The 17,860-nt window shown below is 69.3% G+C and carries 18 protein-coding genes; 13 read left to right on the top strand and 5 right to left on the bottom strand.

Going from position 1 to position 17,860, the window contains the following annotated elements; all coding sequences use genetic code 11:
• Positions 1-21 precede the first annotated feature (21 nt).
• From DTS01S_RS02275 to DTS01S_RS02235, 8 genes are all read left to right on the top strand, one after another.
• A complete protein-coding gene (locus DTS01S_RS02275) occupies positions 22-1,497 on the top strand; it encodes an aldehyde dehydrogenase (RefSeq protein ID WP_017406709.1) in 1,476 nt (491 codons plus the stop codon).
• An 11-nt stretch (positions 1,498-1,508) separates the two neighbouring features.
• Positions 1,509-2,471, top strand: a complete 963-nt coding sequence (locus DTS01S_RS02270) for a VOC family protein (protein ID WP_047217885.1) — start codon at positions 1,509-1,511, stop codon at positions 2,469-2,471.
• A gap of 53 nt (positions 2,472-2,524) precedes the next feature.
• Positions 2,525-3,502 (top strand): Bug family tripartite tricarboxylate transporter substrate binding protein, encoded by a 978-nt coding sequence (locus DTS01S_RS02265; RefSeq protein ID WP_016449102.1) that lies wholly within the window; start codon positions 2,525-2,527, stop codon positions 3,500-3,502.
• Positions 3,503-3,686: 184 nt separating this feature from the next.
• Positions 3,687-3,908 carry a recombinase-like helix-turn-helix domain-containing protein gene (locus tag DTS01S_RS02255; RefSeq protein WP_016452043.1) on the top strand — a complete coding sequence of 74 codons (222 nt, stop codon included), beginning with the start codon at positions 3,687-3,689 and terminating at the stop codon, positions 3,906-3,908.
• 24 nt (positions 3,909-3,932) lie between these two features.
• Positions 3,933-4,958, top strand: a complete 1,026-nt coding sequence (locus tag DTS01S_RS02250; protein ID WP_016449104.1) for an aromatic ring-hydroxylating oxygenase subunit alpha — start codon at positions 3,933-3,935, stop codon at positions 4,956-4,958.
• Entirely contained in the window at positions 4,955-5,914 is a 960-nt protein-coding gene (locus DTS01S_RS02245) for a PDR/VanB family oxidoreductase (RefSeq protein WP_016449105.1), read from the top strand. The genes DTS01S_RS02250 and DTS01S_RS02245 overlap by 4 nt, the downstream gene beginning before the upstream one ends.
• A 77-nt stretch (positions 5,915-5,991) precedes the next feature.
• Entirely contained in the window at positions 5,992-7,059 is a 1,068-nt protein-coding gene (locus tag DTS01S_RS02240; protein ID WP_013804504.1) for a porin, read from the top strand.
• 29 nt (positions 7,060-7,088) lie between these two features.
• Complete coding sequence (locus tag DTS01S_RS02235; protein ID WP_016449106.1) at positions 7,089-8,384, top strand: MFS transporter; 1,296 nt, start codon at positions 7,089-7,091, stop codon at positions 8,382-8,384.
• A gap of 6 nt (positions 8,385-8,390) precedes the next feature.
• On the opposite strand, the gene DTS01S_RS02230 is transcribed toward DTS01S_RS02235, so the two are convergent.
• Entirely contained in the window at positions 8,391-9,299 is a 909-nt protein-coding gene (locus DTS01S_RS02230) for a LysR family transcriptional regulator (protein ID WP_061287273.1), read from the bottom strand.
• A gap of 72 nt (positions 9,300-9,371) precedes the next feature.
• Between DTS01S_RS02230 and DTS01S_RS02225 the strand changes: the two genes are divergently transcribed.
• The 4 genes from DTS01S_RS02225 (at position 9,372) to DTS01S_RS02210 (ending at position 12,664) form a co-directional block, all read left to right on the top strand.
• A complete protein-coding gene (locus DTS01S_RS02225; protein ID WP_016449108.1) occupies positions 9,372-10,037 on the top strand; it encodes an HAD family hydrolase in 666 nt (221 codons plus the stop codon).
• Between the two features lie 66 nt (positions 10,038-10,103).
• Positions 10,104-11,117 (top strand): tripartite tricarboxylate transporter substrate binding protein BugD, encoded by a 1,014-nt coding sequence (locus DTS01S_RS02220; protein WP_016452041.1) that lies wholly within the window; start codon positions 10,104-10,106, stop codon positions 11,115-11,117.
• Positions 11,118-11,136: 19 nt separating this feature from the next.
• Positions 11,137-12,279 carry a DSD1 family PLP-dependent enzyme gene (locus DTS01S_RS02215; RefSeq protein ID WP_017404711.1) on the top strand — a complete coding sequence of 381 codons (1,143 nt, stop codon included), beginning with the start codon at positions 11,137-11,139 and terminating at the stop codon, positions 12,277-12,279.
• Positions 12,269-12,664, top strand: coding sequence for a RidA family protein (locus DTS01S_RS02210; protein WP_016452039.1), 396 nt, complete (start codon positions 12,269-12,271; stop codon positions 12,662-12,664). The genes DTS01S_RS02215 and DTS01S_RS02210 overlap by 11 nt, the downstream gene beginning before the upstream one ends.
• 31 nt (positions 12,665-12,695) lie before the next feature.
• On the opposite strand, the gene corA is transcribed toward DTS01S_RS02210, so the two are convergent.
• From corA to tsaB, 4 genes are all read right to left on the bottom strand, one after another.
• Positions 12,696-13,682, bottom strand: a complete 987-nt coding sequence (gene corA / locus DTS01S_RS02205) for a magnesium/cobalt transporter CorA (RefSeq protein WP_016449112.1) — start codon at positions 13,680-13,682, stop codon at positions 12,696-12,698.
• 173 nt (positions 13,683-13,855) lie between these two features.
• Positions 13,856-14,830, bottom strand: coding sequence for a uracil-DNA glycosylase family protein (locus tag DTS01S_RS02200; protein WP_017404710.1), 975 nt, complete (start codon positions 14,828-14,830; stop codon positions 13,856-13,858).
• Positions 14,821-15,345, bottom strand: a complete 525-nt coding sequence (gene rimI / locus DTS01S_RS02195) for a ribosomal protein S18-alanine N-acetyltransferase (protein WP_016449114.1) — start codon at positions 15,343-15,345, stop codon at positions 14,821-14,823. Before rimI ends, DTS01S_RS02200 begins: the two co-directional genes overlap by 10 nt.
• Entirely contained in the window at positions 15,342-16,082 is a 741-nt protein-coding gene (tsaB, locus tag DTS01S_RS02190) for a tRNA (adenosine(37)-N6)-threonylcarbamoyltransferase complex dimerization subunit type 1 TsaB (RefSeq protein WP_016449115.1), read from the bottom strand. The genes rimI and tsaB overlap by 4 nt, the downstream gene beginning before the upstream one ends.
• Before the next feature lie 78 nt (positions 16,083-16,160).
• Between tsaB and dacB the strand changes: the two genes are divergently transcribed.
• Entirely contained in the window at positions 16,161-17,720 is a 1,560-nt protein-coding gene (dacB, locus tag DTS01S_RS02185) for a D-alanyl-D-alanine carboxypeptidase/D-alanyl-D-alanine endopeptidase (RefSeq protein WP_061287272.1), read from the top strand.
• The last annotated feature ends 140 nt before the right edge of the window (positions 17,721-17,860 follow it).

Below are 17,860 nucleotides of genomic sequence, written 5' to 3'. Positions count from 1 at the left end.
AACGAACGAGAGAGGCTCACCATGTCGAACCTGGAACTGCTCCCCATCAACATCGCCGGCGAATGGCGCCTGGGCGGCGGCGGCGAATCCACCACGCTCTATCCCGCCACCGGCGAAGTGGTGGGCCGCCTGCGCGCGCCCAGCCTGGAGGATGTGGAGGAGGCCATCCAGAAGGCCGACCACGCCTTCCGCACCAGCGGCTGGGCCCAGAAAAAGCCCCATGAGCGCGCGGCCGTGCTGCACCGCGTGGCCCAGCTGATCCGCGAGCGCGCCGAGCCCCTGGCCCAGCTGCAGCGCCTGGACAACGGCAAGCCCATCAAGGAAACACGCATGCTGGTGGCCAGCGCCGCCGCCACCTTCCAGTTCTTTGCAGCGGCCTGCGAGACCATGGAGGAAACCATCACGCCCTCGCGCGGCGACTTCATGACCATGAGCGTGTACGAGCCCATGGGCGTGGTGGCGGCCATCACACCGTGGAACTCGCCGATCGCCAGCGAGGCGCAAAAGCTGGCGCCCGCGCTGGCCGCCGGCAACGCCGTGGTCGTCAAGCCCGCCGAGGCCACGCCGCTGCTGGCGCTGGAGCTGGCGAAGATCTGCGAAGAGGCCGGCGTGCCCAAGGGCCTGGTCAGCGTGCTGCCGGGCCGGGGCTCGGTGATCGGCGACGCCATCACCAAGCATCCGCTGGTCAAGCGCGTGTCGTTCACCGGCGGCACGTCCACGGGCAAGCACATCGCCCACATCGCGGCCGACAAGATGATGCCGGTCTCGCTGGAGCTGGGCGGCAAGTCGGCCACCATGGTGCTGGCCGATGCCGACATCGACCATGCCGTCAACGGCGTGCTCTACGGCATCTTCAGCTCCTCGGGCGAGTCGTGCATCGCGGGCTCGCGCCTGTTCGTGGCGCGCAGCCTGCATGCCGAATTCATGCAGCGCCTGACGGCCAAGGCCGCCGCGCTGCAGGTGGGCGACCCGGCCGACGAGCGTACGCAGATGGGGCCGCTGATCACCGCCAAGCACCGCGAATCCATAGAGAGCTATGTGGCCCTGGGCCTGTCCGAGGGCGGCCGGCTGCTCACGGGCGGCCAGCGGCCCGAGGGCGCGCAGTTCGAGCGCGGCTACTACTACCGCCCCACCATCATCGACGGCGTGAAGAACGACTGGCAGATCTGCCAGCAGGAAATCTTCGGCCCCGTGCTCGTGGCCATGCCCTTCGACAACGAGGACGACCTGCTCGCCCAGGCCAACGACAGCGTCTACGCGCTGGCCGCCGGCATCTGGACGCGCGACTACAAGAGCGCCTGGCGCATTGGCCGCGCCGTGCAGGCCGGCACCGTCTGGATCAACACCTACAAGCAGTTCTCCATCTCCACGCCCTTCGGCGGCTGGCGCGACAGCGGCCTGGGCCGCGAGAAGGGACGGCTGGGCATACAGCAGTACATGGAGCAAAAGAGCATGTACTGGGGCTTGAACGAGAGCCCCATCGCTTGGGCAAATTGAAGGAGCACGACATGAGCGTACTGGGCATAGACGAAATCACCTACGGCGCGGACGACCTGGCCACCTGCCGCCGCTTCTTCCTGGACTGGGGCCTGGCGCTCGTGCAGGAAGCGGACGACCGGCTGGTGTTCGAGACCCTCAACGGCTGCCGCGTGATCGTGGCCGCCGTGGACCATCCCGATCTGCCGCCCGCCATCGAGGCCGGCCCCACGCTGCGCGAGGTGGTCTGGGGTGTGGAAAGCGAGGCGGACCTTGCGCTGTACGCCAGCCGCATTGCCGCGCTGCCGGGCTTCACACAGGGCCAGGGGCGCATAGGCTGCACCGACCCCAACGGCCTGTCCGTGCGCCTGCAGGTCACGCAAAAGCGTGATGTGGATGTGCAAGGCGCCGCCTACAACACCTGGAACCGCAAGGACCGCGTCAACCAGGCCAGCCCGGCCTACGAACGCGCCCAGCCCATCGAGGTCGGCCATGTGGTGTTCTTCGTCAAGGACGTGCAGGCCTGCGAGCGCTTCTACGTGGACAACTTCGGCTTCGCGGCCTCGGACCGCTACCCCGAGCGCGGTGCCTTCCTGCGCTGCGCGCCCGACGGCGGCCACCACGACATCTTCCTGCTGCAGCGCCCCGCCAAGGACGCTGGCCTGAACCACGTGGCCTTCACGGTGCGCGACATCCACGAGGTCTTCGGCGGCGGCATGCACATCTCGCGCTGCGGCTGGGACACCCAGCTGGGCCCGGGCCGCCATCCCGTGTCCTCGGCCTATTTCTGGTACTTCCGCAATCCGGCCGGCGCCCTGGTCGAGTACTACGCCGACGAGGACCAGCTCACCGCCGACTGGCAGCCCCGCGAGTTCGAGCCCGGCCCCACGGTGTTTGCCGAATGGGCCATCGATGGCGGCATCGACGGCAACACCCGGCGCCAAAAGGGCGTGGGTACCAGCGACGGGAAATTCATCACCGACAAGCGGCATTGAGACCGCGCCTGACGGCCTACCCCCACAACCCAACCACCCCACGGCCCCCCACCATGAACAAGACACGTCGCCAGGTTTCTCTTGCCGCTGCATTCCTGGCTGCAGCCACGCTGTCCGGCACCGCGATGGCCCAGGCCTATCCGGCCAAGCCCATCACCATCATCGTGGCCTATCCGGCCGGTGGCGACACCGATGCCATGGCGCGCCTGTATGCCGAGAAGCTGTCCACGCGCCTGGGCCAGCCCGTGCTGGTGGACAACCGCCCCGGCGCCAGCGGCACCATCGGCAGCGTGCATGTGGCCAAGGCCTCGCCGGACGGCTACACGCTGCTGCTGGCGCCCAATACCTTCGCCATCGCGCAGTTCGTGCTCAAGACGGCCTCGGGCTCCAGCTACGACGTGCTGCACGGCTTCACGCCCATCGTGCAGACCAGCGTGCAGCCCATGTTCGTGGCCACCAACCAGGCCTCGGGCATCAAGGACATGAAGACCCTGATCGCCCAGGGCAAGCGCGACGGCCTGACCTACGCCAGCCCCGGCAGCGGCTCGCCCATGCACATCCTGGGCGAGATGTTCAACCGCGCCGCCGGTACGCGCATCGCCCACATTCCCTACAAGGGCGTGGCACCTGCCGTCAACGACCTGATCGGCGGCCATGTGCCCACGACCTTCATGACCTGGGGACCGATCGCGCCCTACGTCGGCGGCAAGGTCGCCGCCCTGGCCGTGGCCGACAGCCAGCGCAGCGCGCTGGCCCCCAATGTGCCCACCCTGGCCGAGCTGGGCGTCAAGGACGTGGAAGTGTCCGCATGGCAGGGCCTGTTCGGCCCCAAGGGCATGTCGCCCGAGACCGTGAAGCTGCTGAACACGCACCTCAACGAGATCCTGAAGATGCCCGACGTGGTCTCCAAGATGGCCACCTTCGGCGCGCTGCCCGCAGGCGGCGAGCCCGCGCGCCTGGAAAAGACGAATGCCGCCGATTTCAATCGCTTCGGCAAGCTCATCAAAGACCTGGATATCAGGGCTGACTAAATGACCTACCCCCTGAGTCGCTTCGCGCCTTCCCCCAAGGGGGACGACACCCTCGGTGCGGGGCGGCCCTTCCTCGGTGTCCCTGAGGTCGGGCTGCGCCGGTTTCACGCGATACGGGTGGCGGGCGACGCTCCGGGCAATGAAGCCGAACCACGATTCAAGACAGTTTTCGAAGGAGAGAACCATGGCCGCTGATCGCTATCTCGAGCCGCACCAGGCGCGCGAACGTGCCCCCACCCTGATGGAAGACCTGCTGGGCGATTCCATCGAACGCGCCTTCGGCGAAGGCGTGCAGACCCTGCCCGAACTGGTGGCCTACCTCAACCGCAGCGGCCCCTCCGGCGAGAACGGCGAGGCCTGGACCGAAGACAGCTTCCAGGCGCTGATGGCGCGGCTGGGCTATTGATACCGAGCAGGACTGGAGAGCCCCATGAACGTACAAACCATCACCATCGATCCGGTGGACGGCCTGCTCAACAAAGGCCTGAAGAACCTCTGGTACGCGGTCTGCCCCTCGGACTTCGTGAAGACCCAGCCCGTGTCCGTGCGCCGCTTCGGCCGCAAGATCGCGCTGTGGCGCGATGCCGCCGGCCAGGTCCATGCGCTGGAAGACCATTGCCCGCACCGCGGCGCGCCGCTGTCGCAGGGCGTGATCCTGGGCGACCGCCTGGCCTGCCCCTACCACGGCGTGGAAGTGCGCTGCGACGGCACCGTGACCAAGGTGCCCGGCAGCCCCGGCTGCAAGCTCGAAGGCTCGCGCGCGGCGCTGGCCTTCCATGCGCGCGAGGCGCATGGCGCCATCTTTCTCTACAACAGCGACAAGGCCGTTGACGAGGCGCCCGAGTTCACGCTGCCCGAGGAGCTGACCTCGCCTGAGTACTCCAACTTCCTGTGCTATGCCGAGTGGCGCAGCGACTACCGCTATGCGCTGGACAACGTCATGGACCCCATGCACGGCACCTTCCTGCACAAGCAGTCGCACTCCATGGCCGAGGGTGACAGCAAGGCCACGTTCCAGGTGCGCGAGACCGATGACGGCTTCGTCTTCGAGAAGGTGGGCCAGCGCGGCGTGAACTTCGACTGGACCGAGTGGGGCAGCACGGGCGTGCACTGGATGCGCCTGGAGATCCCCTATCCCAAGACCGGCGGCCCCGGCGGCAACTTCGCCATCGTGGCCTGCGTCACGCCCATCAGCGCCGACCTGTGCGCCGTGTTCTTCTGGCGCTGCCGCAAGGTGCAGGGCTGGATGCGCGACACCTGGCGCTTCCTGTACCGCAACCGCCTGGAGGCGCGCCACTGGGCCGTGCTGGAGCAGGACCGGATCATGATGGAGCAGATGGAGCTGGACGCCAACGAGCGCGAGAACCTCTACCAGCATGACATCGGCCTGGTGCGCCTGCGCCGCCACCTGCGCCGCCTGGCCCAGGAGCAGATCGACGAAGGCGCCGCATCATGAGCACCAACCTCCAGGCCTTCGTGCACACGCTGCGCTTCGAGGCCCAGGACACCATCAGCGTGGACCTGCGGCCCGTGGCGGGCGGGGAGCTTCCCGCCTTCACGCCGGGCTCGCACATCGATCTGCACCTGCCCAACGGCCTGGTGCGCAGCTACTCGCTGAGCAACCCCAGCGAGGAGCGCCACCGCTACGTGGTCGGCGTGCTGCGCGACCGCGCCAGCCGCGGTGGCTCGCGCTGCGTGCACGAGTCGCTGCGCGTGGGCATGCCCATCACCATCTCCGAGCCGCGCAACCATTTCGCGCTGGACGAAAGCGCCGCGCACACCGTGCTGGTGGCCGGCGGCATCGGCATCACGCCGCTGCTGTGCATGGCGCGCAGGCTCAAGGGCCAGGGCCGCTCGTTCGAGATGCTGTACTTCGCCCGCGAGCGCAAGGGCGCGGCCTTCCTGGAAGAGCTGCAGGCGCTGGGCATGCCGCTGCACCTGCACTTCGACAGCGAGGCCGGCGGCCCGCCCGACCTGCGCGCGCTGCTGGCCCAACGCCAGCCCGACGCGGGCACGCACCACTACGCCTGCGGCCCCACGCCCATGCTGGACGCCTTCGAGAAGTTCTGCGCCGAGCTGGGCCACGCCAACGCCCACATCGAGCGCTTCACGCCCGTGGAGGTCAAGGCCGCCGACGATGCGCGCAGCAACTACACGGTGGAACTCAAGCGCAGCGGCCGCTTCATCGAGATCACGCCCGAGAAGTCGCTGCTCGACACCCTGCTGGATGCCGGCATCCAGATGGACCACAGCTGCTGCGAAGGTGTCTGCGGCTCCTGCGAGACGCGCGTGCTCGAAGGCATTCCGGACCACCGCGACTCGGTGCTCAGCCCCAAGGAAAAGGCCAGCAACAAAGTGATGATGGTCTGCGTTTCCGGCTGCAAGAGCGAACGTTTAGTGCTCGATATCTGAGCAGGCAATCAGACCTGCACGGCAACAACCCACCACCCCCAAGCCCCCCAAGCCACCACCCCAGAGGAGACAACCCCATGAAAACCATCCATACGCCCATGCTGGGCGTGGCGCTAGCCTGCCTGGCGTCCTTGCCCGGTGCCGCTTCGGCGCAGTCCAAGGTCGAGATCTTCGGCGTCGTCGATGTCGGCGTCACGCACCTGAACGGCTCCGGCCCGTCCAAGACCGGCCTGTCCACGGGCGGCGCCAACATCAGCCGCCTCGGCTTTCGCGGCACGGAAGAGCTGGGCGGCGGCCTGCGCGCTGGCTTCTGGCTGGAGGCGGGCATGGACGTGGACAGCGGCTCGGGCAAGGCCAGCGGTGGCGGCCTGAGCTTCAACCGCCGCTCCACCGTGAGCCTGTCGGGCGACTTCGGCGAAGTGCGCCTGGGCCGCGATGACTCGGCCACCTTCCTGAGCACGCTGATCTTCGACCCCTTCCTCACCAACGGCGTGGGCGGCACCATGGGCTTCACCATGCTGGGCATTCCCGGCACGGGCACGGCCACGGGCGGCGCGCCCATCCAGATCAGCAACGCGGTCAGCTACTTCCTGCCGCAGAACCTGGGCGGCTTCTACGGCCAGGTGCAGGTGGCCATGGGCGAGCAGGCGCGCAGCGCGCCCAACAAGAACCAGGGCGACTACCGCGGCCTGCGCTTCGGCTACCGCCAGGGCCCCTTCAACGGCGCACTGGCCACGGGCAAGTTCTATGGCGACAGCGATGCGACCAACCTCACGGCCAGCAACGTGGGCCTGAGCTGGGACTTCGGCGTGGCCAAGCCCATGCTGCTGTGGGCCAGCGAAAAGCGCGGCGCCCTCAAGGTCACCGCCCTGCAGCTGGGCGTGACCGCGCCCGTGGGCATGGGCGAGTTCAAGGCCTCCTACGGCCACTACAACACCGACGGCAGCAATGCCGACTGGAACAAGATCAGCGTGGGCTACGGGCACAACCTGTCCAAGCGCACCCAGGTCTACGGCACGGTGGCCTTCCTCAAGAACAAGGACGGCGCGGCCAAGTCCATCGGCGTGCAGGGCCTGTCGGCCCCGGGCACCACGCTGGGCGGCCGCTCCTCCGGCTTCGAGGTGGGCGTGCGCCACTTCTTCTGATACAGCCCATCGGGCGATAGAGACTTGCCATGAAAGATATGCGTGCGGCCCGCTGGTGGGGGGTGATCAGCCTCTTCATCATCGTCGCCATCTCCTATGTGGACCGGATCAACCTTTCGATCCTCATCCTCGACCAGGGATTTCTGGACCACATCGGGCTGACGCACGACGACCGCACGCGCCAGGGCCTGCTGGCCACGGCCTTCATGGTGGGCTACGGCGTTTCTTCCTTCGTGTTGACGCCGTTTTGCGCGGCGCTCTTCGGCGTGCGCCGAAGCCTGGTGGTCGGCCTGCTGCTGTGGGGCGCCGTGTCCTTTCTGTCCCCGGCCATGAACAGCTATGGCCTGCTGCTGGCCTCGCGCATCCTGCTGGGCATCTCCGAAGGGCCGCTGTACTCGCTGGCGGGCAGCTACATCAAGGCGCATTTCCAGAGCCATGAGAACGGCCTGCCCAACTCCTTCGTGAACATGGGCACGGGCCTGGGGCTGGCGGTGGGCTATCCGCTGATCGGCTACCTGGTGGCCGGCCATGACTGGCAGACCTCGTTCCACGTGCTGGGCCTGATCAATGTGGCCATCGGCATTCCGCTGGTGCTGGCCTTCATCCGCATGCCCCGCGTGGACACCGGCATGCCGCGCCCGCGCTCGCTGGGCGAGGCGGTGGGCCAGGTCGGGCAGATCGTGCGCGGCGCCATGCACACGCGCTATCTGGTGCTGGTGGCCGTGCTGTCGGCGGCCTTCTTCTCCTACCTCTGGGGCAGCAGCAACTGGCTGCCGGCCTACCTGGAGTCGCGCGGCTTTTCGCTGCGCGAGATGGGCTGGCTGGCCTCGCTGCCGCAGTACGCCACGGTATTGGCCGTGCTGGTCGGCGGCATCGTCATCGACCGCTTGCCGCGCCGCCAGGTGCCGCTGATCTTCGTCGGCGGCAGCCTGGGCCTGGCGCTGGCCATATGGCTGGCCATCCACATGGAAGACCGCTACGCGGCGGCCTACTGCCTGATCGCCGCCAACTTCTGCTGGGGCTTGATGAGCCCGGCCATTCCCAGCACCGTGCAGTACTGCGCGCGGCCCGAGCATGTGGCCAGCGCCTATGGCGTCGTCAACGGCACGGCGACCCTGGTGGCGGGCTTCATGCCTGCGCTCATGGGCGCCGTCATCGGCTGGACATCGCATTCGGCCGGCGGCGGTTTCGTTGCCGGCTTCGGCCTGCTGGTGGGCACGCAGCTGGTGGTCATGGTCTGCGGCCTGGTGCTGTGGCTGCGCGAGCGCGGCCAGGGCACCCACGGTGCCAGCGATGCCCGGGATACGTCCGCGCGCACGGCCTGACCTGCACTACAGCGCGCCCGCTGCGGCGCACTGCTCCAGAAACGTCACCAAGGCCTGCACGCGCGCCGTGCGGCCCTTGCGCGTGGGCACCAGCAGGGTGACGGGCGCGCTGCCGAAATGCCAGTCGGGCAGCACGCGCACCAGCCGGCCCTCGGCAATGGCCGGTGCCATGTCCCATTGCGAACGCAGCACCAGGCCCAGGCCCTGTTCGGCCCAGTGGCGGGCCACGCCGCCATCGTTGGTGACGTAGGACGGCGTCACGCGCAGGGTCTGGCCGTCCACGGCACGCCGGCTGGCGGCGGGGCGCAGGTGCCACAGCGTCACATCCTCCTCGTTCTCGCGGATGCAGATGCAGGCGTGCTCCAGCAATTCGCGCGGCGTGGCGGGCGTGCCATGGCGGCGCAGGTAGTCGGGGCTGGCGCACAGCCAGCGGTCGTTGGCAGCCAGCTCGCGCGCCACCCAGGAGGAGTCGCGCACCGTGCCGATGTGGACCACGGCATCGGCATCGTGGCGGTCGGGGAAAGGCGTTTCGCGCAGGTCCAGCTGCAGTTTCAGTTGCGGGTGCTGGCGCGTGAAGGGCACCAGGGCCGGGGCCAGCCGGCTGCGCCCATAGCCAAAGGGCGCGGCAATGCGCAGCGTGCCACCCAGCTGCCGGGCATCGCCGTGCAGCGAGTCGCGCAGCTCCTCGATCTGGCCCAGCAGCCGCACGGCCTCGCGGGCAAAGCGCTCGCCCTCGGGCGTCAGCGCCAGGCGCCGCGCGCTGCGGTTGGCCAGGGACAGGCCCAGTTCGGCCTCCAGCCGGCGCAGCCGCATGGACAGTGCAGGCGGTGTCACGTCAAGCGCACGGGCCGCCGCGCTCAGCGAGCTTTCGCGCAGCAAGGCGGCGGCAAGCTGCAGGTCTTCGATGGCAATCATTCAATTTGCCTTAACGATTGATGACGGCGGATTTAACCACGACCATGGTCTTGGTCCGTACAGTGCCAAGGCATGAACACCCCATACCCCACCTCTGCCGCATGGCCCCGGGCCGTGCTCTTCGACCTGCTGACCGCCTTGCTGGACTCCTGGACCGTCTGGAATGCGGCCGCCGGCAGCGAGGCTGCCGGGCGCGACTGGCGCGCCGAATACCTGCGCCTGACCTATGGCTGCGGCGCCTACCAGCCCTATGAGGACCTGGTGCGCACGGCGGCCCGCAACCGGGGCCTGCCCGAGGCGGTGGCCGACAGGCTGGAGGCGCAATGGGAGCAGCTGCAGCCCTGGGATGGCGCACGCGAGCTGCTGGCCGCCCTGCGCCCGCACTGCCGCCTGGCCGTGGTGACCAATTGCTCCGAGCGACTGGGTCAACGTGCCGCCGCGCTGCTGGGCGTGGATTGGGATGTGGTGGTGACCTCGGAAGCAGCAGGCTTCTACAAGCCCGACCCCCGGCCCTACCAGCTGGCGCTGGACCGGCTGGGGCTGCCTGCGGGCCAGGCCGCCTTCGTGGCCGGATCGGGCTATGACCTGTTCGGCACCTCGGCCGTGGGCCTGCGTACCTTCTGGCACAACCGCGTGGGCCTGTCGCGGCCCACGGGCGCGCCGCAGGCCGAGGCCGAAGCACCCACGCTGGCGCCGGCACTGCCCTGGCTCAGGGACTTTTCCCTGCAGCAGGGTTGAACCCCGAGGGTGCAGCCGGTGCTGTGCCCGCCCTCCTATCCTGTCCACCCTTGTGAGGAGCCTGCCATGCAGCTGCGTCCAGCCCTGCCGTTGTCCCTTGTGTCCGCATTCCCGGTCCTGTCCATCGTCTGTGCCATGGCGTGGAGCCAGGGAGCCCTGGCGCAGGCCGGCGCTGCCTTTCCGGCCAGGCCGGTCACGCTGGTCGTGCCGTTTCCCCCGGGAGGCCCCAGCGATGCGCTGGCCCGTGCCGTGGCTCAGAAGATGGGGGAGCATCTGGGCCAACCCCTGGTGATCGAGAACCTGGGTGGCGCCAATGGAACCATCGGCCTGAACCAGGCGCGCAAGGCTGCTGCCGACGGCTACACCCTGTCCTTTGGCGGCATAGGCACGCATGTGGTCAATGTGGCCTTGTACCGCAAGCTGCCCTATGACCCCGTGGCCGACTTCGCCCCTGTGGGACCTGCGGGCGCGGCGCCCATGCTGCTGCTGGCGCGTGCCAATCTGCCGGCCTCCGACCTGCGCCAGTTCGCCGACTGGCTCAAGCGCAACCAGGCCGCAGCCTCCTATGGCAGCGCCGGCGTGGGCTCGATATCGCACTATGGGTGCGTGCTGCTGCTGTCGGCGCTGGGCCAAAGCCCCACCCATGTTCCCTATCGCGGGATCGCGCCTGCCATGAACGATCTCATGGGCGGACAGACCGATTTCATGTGCGACCAGACGACGACGGCGCTGCCGCAGATCGCGGGCGGCCGCATCAAGGCGATTGCGGTGCTGGGAACACAGCGCCTGGCTCAGCTGCCGGGCACGGCGGCCAGCGCCGAGGCCGGCCACCCCCTGCAGGCGCGCTCATGGAACGCGATCTTCGCACCACGCGGCACGCCGCCGGCGGTGCTCGCGCGGCTGACGCGGTCGCTGCAGCACGCCATGGGCGATGCGGGCCTGCGCGCACAGATGGCTGCGCTGGGGGTGGAGCTGCCGTCGCCCGAGCAGGCCGTGCCGGCCACGGTCTCCGCCTTGATCGAACAGGGACTGCGCAACGACGTGCCTGCCCTCAAGGCCAAAGGCCAATACCTGGATTGACGATGGAGAGAGAAACACCATGCAAGACACACTTCTGACCCTGGACACGCCCGCTGCCGTGATCGACCTCGCACGCATGCAGCGCAACATCCACCGCATGCAGCAGCGCATGGACGCGCAGGGCGTGCGCCTGCGCCCCCATGTGAAGACCAGCAAGAGCGTGCCCGTGGCCGCCGCGCAGCGCGCGGCCGGGGCCTCGGGCATCACGGTCTCCACCCTGAAGGAGGCCGAGCAGTTCTTTGCCGCTGGCACCACCGACATCCTCTATGCAGTCAGCATGGCGCCGCACCGCCTGCCGCAGGCCCTGCAACTGCGCCGGCGCGGCTGCGATCTCAAGCTCATCGTGGACAGCGTGGCGGCGGCCCAGGCCATTGCCGCGTTCGGCCGCGAACAGGGCGAGGCCTTCGAGGTATGGATAGAGATCGACACCGACGGCCACCGCTCCGGCGTGGGCGCCGAAGATGCGCCGCTGCTGCTGGCCATTGGCCGCACGCTGCACGACGGCGGCATGCGCCTGGGTGGTGTGCTCACGCATGCCGGCTCCAGCTACGAGCTGGACACGCCCGATGCGCTGCAGGCGCTGGCCGAGCGCGAGCGCGCCGGCTGCGTGCAGGCCGCCGAAGCCCTGCGCGCGGCCGGCCTGCCGTGCCCCGTGGTCAGCGTGGGCTCCACGCCCACCGCGCTGGCGGCATGCCGGCTGGACGGCGTGACCGAGGTGCGCGCAGGCGTCTATGTGTTCTTCGACCTGGTGATGCGCAACATCGGCGTGTGCACGGCCGAGGACGTGGCGCTGTCGGTGCTGGCCACCGTGATCGGCCACCAGGCCGACAAGGGTTGGGCCATCGTGGACGCAGGCTGGATGGCCATGAGCCGCGACCGGGGCACGGCGAAACAGCGGCAGGACTTCGGCTACGGCCAGGTCTGCGACCTGCATGGCGAGGTGATGCCGGGCTTCGTGCTGACCGGCGCCAACCAGGAGCACGGCATCCTGGCGCGCGCTGATGGCGCGATAGAGGCCGACATCGCCGCCCGCTTTCCCCTGGGCACGCGGCTGCGCATCCTGCCCAACCATGCCTGCGCCACGGGCGCGCAGTTCCCGGCCTACCAGGCGCTGGCGGCAGATGGCTCGGTGCAAACCTGGGAGCGGCTCCATGGCTGGTGAAAACGGGATCGATCTGCGCCATGCATCGCCGAACCTGCCTGCGCCGGGCGGCCACTACAGCCACACGGCCACGGGCCAGGGGCTGGTCTTCGTGTCAGGGCAGCTGCCCATACGGCCCGACGGCACGCGCCTGGTGGACGCCAGCTTCGAGGACCAGGCCCGGCAGGCGCTGGCCAACCTGGCAGCGGCGCTGGAGCTGGCCGGCAGCGGCGTGCCGCGGCTGCTGCAGGTGCGCGTGTACCTGGACGACATGGCGCACTGGCCGGCCTTCGACCGCATCTACGCGGACTGGGCCGGCGCACACCGGCCCGCGCGCGCCGTGGTGCCCACGGGGGCGCTGCATTTCGGGTTGAAGGTGGAAATCGAGGCCGTGGCGCTGGCCTGAAGAAAGCCCGGCCCGAGGGGGCCGGCTGCCGCTACTTCAGCCAGCCGCGCTTGCGGAAATACAGCATGGGCCCGACGGCGCTGAGCACCATGAGCGCGATGACGTAGACGTAGCCGAACTCCCACTCCAGCTCGGGCATGAAGCGGAAGTTCATGCCGTAGACGCTGGCGATCAGCGTGGGCGGCAGCAGGGCCACGCTGGCCACCGAGAAGATCTTGATGATCTTGTTCTGGTTGATGTTGATGAAGCCGACGGTGGCATCCATCAGGAAGTTGATCTTGTCGAAGAGGAAGGCCGTGTGGCTGTCCAGCGATTCGATGTCGCGCAGGATCTGGCGCGCTTCCTCGAACTGCTCGGCATTGAGCATCTTGGAACGCATCATGAAGCTGACGGCGCGGCGCGTGTCCATGACGTTGCGGCGGATGCGGCCGTTCAGGTCTTCCTGGCGCGCGATGGCGCCCAGCACTTCGCGGGCCACGTCGTCGGTCACGTCGCCGGACAGCACCATCTTGCTGGCCTTCTCCAGGTCGTCGTAGATGCCTTCGAGCGTATCGGCCGAGTACTCGGCGTCGGCGTCGAACAGCTTGAGCAGCACGTCCTTGGCCTCGTCGATCAGGCCCGGCGCGCGGCGCGCGCGCATGCGCAGCAGCCGGAAGACCGGCACGTCCTCGTCATGGATGGAGAACAGCACGCCGCAGCTGCGCAGGTTCTTGTTGTGCTCGTTGACGATGAAGGCCACGCGCACGGAGCGGGGATCCTCGTCATCGTCGATCAGGAAGTCGCTGCGGATGTGCAGCTCGCCGTTGTCTTCTTCGTAGAAGCGGGCCGATTCCTCGATGTCGTCGTCCATCGCATCTTCGGGGATGGACAACTCGTAGTGCTGCTTGATCCAGCGCTTTTCCTCGACCGTGGGCGACTCCAGGTCCACCCAGATCGGCTTGAAGCGGGACAGCTCCTCCAGCGACTCGATCTCTTCTTGAACCAGGCGGCCATTGGCCAGCGTAAAGATGTTGAGCATAGGCTCACTCCAGGTGTTCTTCTCAGGCGTGCGGGGTATCGGGGGTGCTTTCAACCCCACAGGCCAACCGGGAGTTGAAAGCTACCAACTGGGGTAGGTTTCCACGGAGCTTTCTCCAAGATGCAAAGCATCGGATTATGCAGCGTTGCGCTGCAGCATGCGGGCCGGCCGCGCTATTCGGAAGCGGCTCCAGGGGGCATCTGGCGGCCTGTCACAAAAGCCTGGGCATGGCACAGGTCGGCCCAGGCGCCGGCCTTGGCCTGGGGGGCGCGCAGCAGATAGTTGGGGTCGTAGCTGACCACGGCCGGCACACCGGCGATGCGGTGCGGCTCGGCGCGCAGGCGGCCCAGGGCCTCCTGGCGCCCCAGCACGGCGCGCGCCGTGGCCAGGCCCAGCACCAGCACGCAGGCCGGGCGCAGATCGCGCAGCAGTGCCTCCAGCGACGGTTGCAGGGCCGGGACCTCGGGCGCCTCCTGGCCTTCGGCCGGAGGCTGCACGCGGTGCAGGGCGGCGCTGTACAGGCGCGGATGGTCCTGCAGGTTCAGCGCGCGCAGCATGTTGTCCAGCAGCCGGGCCGCGTCGCCTTCCAGCGCGGTGCGCGCGCAGTCGGGGCCGGGGCGCCGGGCGGGCGGCAGCGGCAGGGAGTTGGCCGGCGGCTCCAGCAGGATCAGCCAGCCGCCTTCGCCGCCATCACCGGCCGGCGGCGTTGCCGCATACACGGGACGCACGGGGCCCAGCCGCCAGCCCAGGCCCGGTGCGCCGGCCACGGGCTGCTGCACGTAGCGGCGCGGCGGGCGTTCGCGTTCGGGGATGACGGGTGCGGGAGAGGCGTGCACGGGTGCGGGAGGCGGTGGCGCCTGGACCGGCGCCTGAACAGGCACCTGGACGCGTGCGGGCGTTGGCGCGGCGACAGGCGACGATGCAGCAGGCGCCGGTGCATCAGGCGCCGGGAGGGGCGCCTCCTGCACGGGCGGCGGAACGGGGCGGGCCACCAGCGGATCCGCCAGGGGCGCCGCTGCAGGCGCATCGGCGGGCGCAGCCAGGGCCTCGGACAGCACGGCGGGCGCGGTCTCGGGTTCGGGCAGCCAGACAGTGATGCCCATGGCATGCAGCATGGCCCGCTGGCGGGTGTCTAGATTCAGGGCCATAGCTTGAGGCTCATGAGCACGGCATGCTCGCGCGGGCCGTCGTGCATGGGGTAGTAGTTCTTGCGCAGGCCCACCTCCTGGTAGCCATGCGCGGCGTAGATGCTGCGTGCGCGGACATTGCTCTCGCGCACTTCCAGCCAGATCCATTGGGCCTGGCGCTGGCGCGACCACAGGGCCAGGGCGTCCAGCAGGATGCGGGCCCAGCCCTGGCGCTGGCGCGCCGGGGCCACGGTGATGTTGAGCAGGTGCACCTCGTCGAGCACGATCATGGCGACGAAGTAGCCGACCAGCCCGCCCTGGGCATCCACCAGCAGCTGGGTTTCATAGCCGGCCGCCATGGCGTCGATGAAGTTGCCACGCGTCCAGGGATGGGAATAGGCCTGCTGCTCCACGGGCAGCAGCGTGTCCAGCCACAGCACGTTCAGCGGCTCGAAGCGCACGCTGTCCCGCTCCGACGCCAAGGCGTCGGTCAGGGGCGGCAGCGGCCGCGAGGGCTGTGGCGTGTGCGTGCTCATGCCTGGGCAGGAGGGGTCTCTGTGGTCTGCACGGGTGAAGCAAGCGCGGCTGCCGCCTTGGCAGCCTCGCGCTCGGCCGTGGTCTGCGCGACTTTATCGCGGATGTAGCGCGGCAGGGCCTGGTCGGCCGGCAGGGCGCGGTCGGCCGCCAGCATCGCAGGGGCCAGGCGCAGCATGGCGGCGGCCGTGGGCAGCGCAGCCACATGGCTGGCCTGGGGCGCCAGGCGCTCGCCATAGGCGGCCAGGGCGTTGCCGGCCACCACGGTGCCGGGCGGCAGCTGCAGGGCCTCGGGCGCGCACAGGCCGAAGTCGCCGCTTTGCTCGCCGATGTCGTTCCAGCGGCCATCGGCCCAGTGGTAGGCGGCGTGGTAGACCTCGTTCATGCGCGCATCGATCACGGCGATGAGGTCGGTGCAGCCGTATTGCATGCGCGCCTGCTCGGCCACGGCCAGCAGGCTGTCCATGGGCAGCACGGGCACGCGGGCGGCAAAGGCCAGGCCCTGGGCCACGGAGCACGCCGTGCGCAGGCCCGTGAACGAGCCCGGACCCCGGCCGAAGACGATGGCCCGCAGCTCGGCGAACTCCAGTCCGGCCTGGGCCATGAGGGCCAGGATGGCGGGGATCAGCTCGGTCGAGGTCTGCGGGCCGCCGGGGCCGCTGTGTTCCCAGACGGCATCGCCGCGCTGCACGGCGATGGAGAGGGTGTCGGTACTGGTGTCTAGGGCAAGAAGATTCATGGCGTGGGGCAGGCGGCGGTGCCGCAGCAAGTGCAGGATTATCGGTGCCCCGCCCGTCCCGCGCCCGGCAGGGCTGCAATGACCGGCGTAGACTTGCCGGCCATGTTGCATCTTTCGACGTCTTCTTCCCTTATTTCCTCGATTTCCTCCGCCTTCTCTCTTGGATTGCCGCTTTCCCGCCGGGGCCTGGCGGCCGCGCTGCTGGCGGCGTCCGTCCTGCCCGGCGTGGCAAGCGCCCAGGCAGATGCGCCCACCTCGCCGGCCTCGCTGTCCACCAAGACTGCACGCGAAAGCCGGCTGCCCCCGGCCGTGGAGGCGGCGCTTGCGCGCGCCAAGCTGCCGCGCGACGCGGTCTCGGCCCTGGTGGTCGAGGTCGATGGCCGGGCCGCTCCGCGCCTGGACTGGCAAAGCCATGTGGCCATGAACCCGGCCTCGGTGATGAAGCTGGTCACCACCTATGCGGCGCTGGACCAGCTGGGTCCTGCCCATGTCTGGCGCACGCCCGTCTTCCTGGGCGGGCCGGTGCAGGACGGCGTGCTGCGCGGGCCGCTGTACATCCAGGGCCAGGGCGATCCCAAGCTCGTGATGGAGCGGCTGTGGCTGATGCTGCGCCGCCTGCAGGGCATGGGCATCAAGGTCATCGTGGGCGACATCGTGCTGGACCGCAGCGCGTTCTCCGTCCCCGCCCACGATCCCTCCACCTTCGACAACGAGCCCTGGCGCCCCTACAACGTGGCGCCCGACGCCCTGCTGGTCAACTACAAGGCCGTGACGGTCGGCTTTGTGCCCGACGCCGCGGCGGGCGTGGCGCGGCTGCAATACGACCCGCCGCTGGCCGGAATCCAGCAACAGGAAACCGCGCCCCTGGCGCCGGCAGGCAGCGAGTGCGGCGACTGGCGCGCCCGGCTGCAGCTGGACATGGCCGACCCGTTGCGCATCGCCTTTGCCGGCACGTTCCCGGCCAGCTGCGGCGACAAGAGCTGGTCGCTGGCGCCGGCCCAGCCCGAGGCCTTCGCGGCGCGCGCCATCGAGGGCATGTGGCGCGAGCTGGGCGGCAAGCTCACGGGCACCGTGCGCGACGGCCGCGTGCCGGCCGGCCTGCAGCCGGCCTTCCAGAGCGAATCGCCCTCGCTGGCCGAGGTGGTGCGGGACATCAACAAATACAGCAATAACGTCATGGCCCAGCAGGTGTTCCTGACCATGGGCATGCAGCGCACCGGCGTGGCCAGCTTCGAGGCCTCGCGCCAGGCGCTGGGCCAGTGGTGGCAGGCGCGCTGGGGTGCGGCCGAGCAGCCCGTGGCCGACAACGGCGCGGGCCTGAGCCGCGAGGCGCGCATCACGGCCTCCGGCCTGGGCCGCATGCTGCAGCAGGCCTGGGCCTCGCCCGTGATGCCGGAGTTCGTGGCCTCCATGCCCATCGTCGGCGTCGATGGCACGCTGCGCCGCAGCCTCAGCCGCGTCCAGGGCATGGCGCACCTGAAGACCGGCACGCTGCGCGATGCCTCGGCCCTGGCCGGCTATGTGGATGGCGCCAGCGGCCGCCGATACGTGCTGGTGGCCATGGCCAACCACGCCAATGCGGCCGCCGCGCGCGCGGCCTGGGATGCGCTGGTGGACTGGACGGCGCACGACCGCTGATACGCCGCCTGCGCTCCTGTTCCAGGGCCTGCTTTTGCAGGCCCTTTCCGTTGTGTTTCCGCCTCCTGCCCGGCAAGGGCCTTGCCCTGCCTGCGGGCGCCAGACCGGTATTTATCGTCTATTCGCCCGCGTGCGAAATG

Source organism: Delftia tsuruhatensis NBRC 16741, assembly GCF_001571325.1.
In the GTDB taxonomy this organism is placed as follows: domain Bacteria; phylum Pseudomonadota; class Gammaproteobacteria; order Burkholderiales; family Burkholderiaceae_C; genus Comamonas; species Comamonas tsuruhatensis.
The sequence above is the reverse complement of the archived record's forward strand: the minus strand, read 5'-3'. Positions and strand labels throughout refer to the sequence as shown.

Bases quoted from the DNA above. Each gene is read 5' to 3' on its own strand.
- DTS01S_RS02275 (WP_017406709.1), top strand. From the start codon at position 22: ATGTCGAACCTGGAACTGCTCCCCATCAACATCGCCGGCGAATGGCGC.
- DTS01S_RS02270 (WP_047217885.1), top strand. From the start codon at position 1,509: ATGAGCGTACTGGGCATAGACGAAATCACCTACGGCGCGGACGACCTG.
- DTS01S_RS02265 (WP_016449102.1), top strand. From the start codon at position 2,525: ATGAACAAGACACGTCGCCAGGTTTCTCTTGCCGCTGCATTCCTGGCT.
- DTS01S_RS02255 (WP_016452043.1), top strand. From the start codon at position 3,687: ATGGCCGCTGATCGCTATCTCGAGCCGCACCAGGCGCGCGAACGTGCC.
- DTS01S_RS02250 (WP_016449104.1), top strand. From the start codon at position 3,933: ATGAACGTACAAACCATCACCATCGATCCGGTGGACGGCCTGCTCAAC.
- DTS01S_RS02245 (WP_016449105.1), top strand. From the start codon at position 4,955: ATGAGCACCAACCTCCAGGCCTTCGTGCACACGCTGCGCTTCGAGGCC.
- DTS01S_RS02240 (WP_013804504.1), top strand. From the start codon at position 5,992: ATGAAAACCATCCATACGCCCATGCTGGGCGTGGCGCTAGCCTGCCTG.
- DTS01S_RS02235 (WP_016449106.1), top strand. From the start codon at position 7,089: ATGAAAGATATGCGTGCGGCCCGCTGGTGGGGGGTGATCAGCCTCTTC.
- DTS01S_RS02230 (WP_061287273.1), bottom strand. From the start codon at position 9,299: ATGATTGCCATCGAAGACCTGCAGCTTGCCGCCGCCTTGCTGCGCGAA.
- DTS01S_RS02225 (WP_016449108.1), top strand. From the start codon at position 9,372: ATGAACACCCCATACCCCACCTCTGCCGCATGGCCCCGGGCCGTGCTC.
- DTS01S_RS02220 (WP_016452041.1), top strand. From the start codon at position 10,104: ATGCAGCTGCGTCCAGCCCTGCCGTTGTCCCTTGTGTCCGCATTCCCG.
- DTS01S_RS02215 (WP_017404711.1), top strand. From the start codon at position 11,137: ATGCAAGACACACTTCTGACCCTGGACACGCCCGCTGCCGTGATCGAC.
- DTS01S_RS02210 (WP_016452039.1), top strand. From the start codon at position 12,269: ATGGCTGGTGAAAACGGGATCGATCTGCGCCATGCATCGCCGAACCTG.
- corA (WP_016449112.1), bottom strand. From the start codon at position 13,682: ATGCTCAACATCTTTACGCTGGCCAATGGCCGCCTGGTTCAAGAAGAG.
- DTS01S_RS02200 (WP_017404710.1), bottom strand. From the start codon at position 14,830: ATGGCCCTGAATCTAGACACCCGCCAGCGGGCCATGCTGCATGCCATG.
- rimI (WP_016449114.1), bottom strand. From the start codon at position 15,345: ATGAGCACGCACACGCCACAGCCCTCGCGGCCGCTGCCGCCCCTGACC.
- tsaB (WP_016449115.1), bottom strand. From the start codon at position 16,082: ATGAATCTTCTTGCCCTAGACACCAGTACCGACACCCTCTCCATCGCC.
- dacB (WP_061287272.1), top strand. From the start codon at position 16,161: ATGACCGGCGTAGACTTGCCGGCCATGTTGCATCTTTCGACGTCTTCT.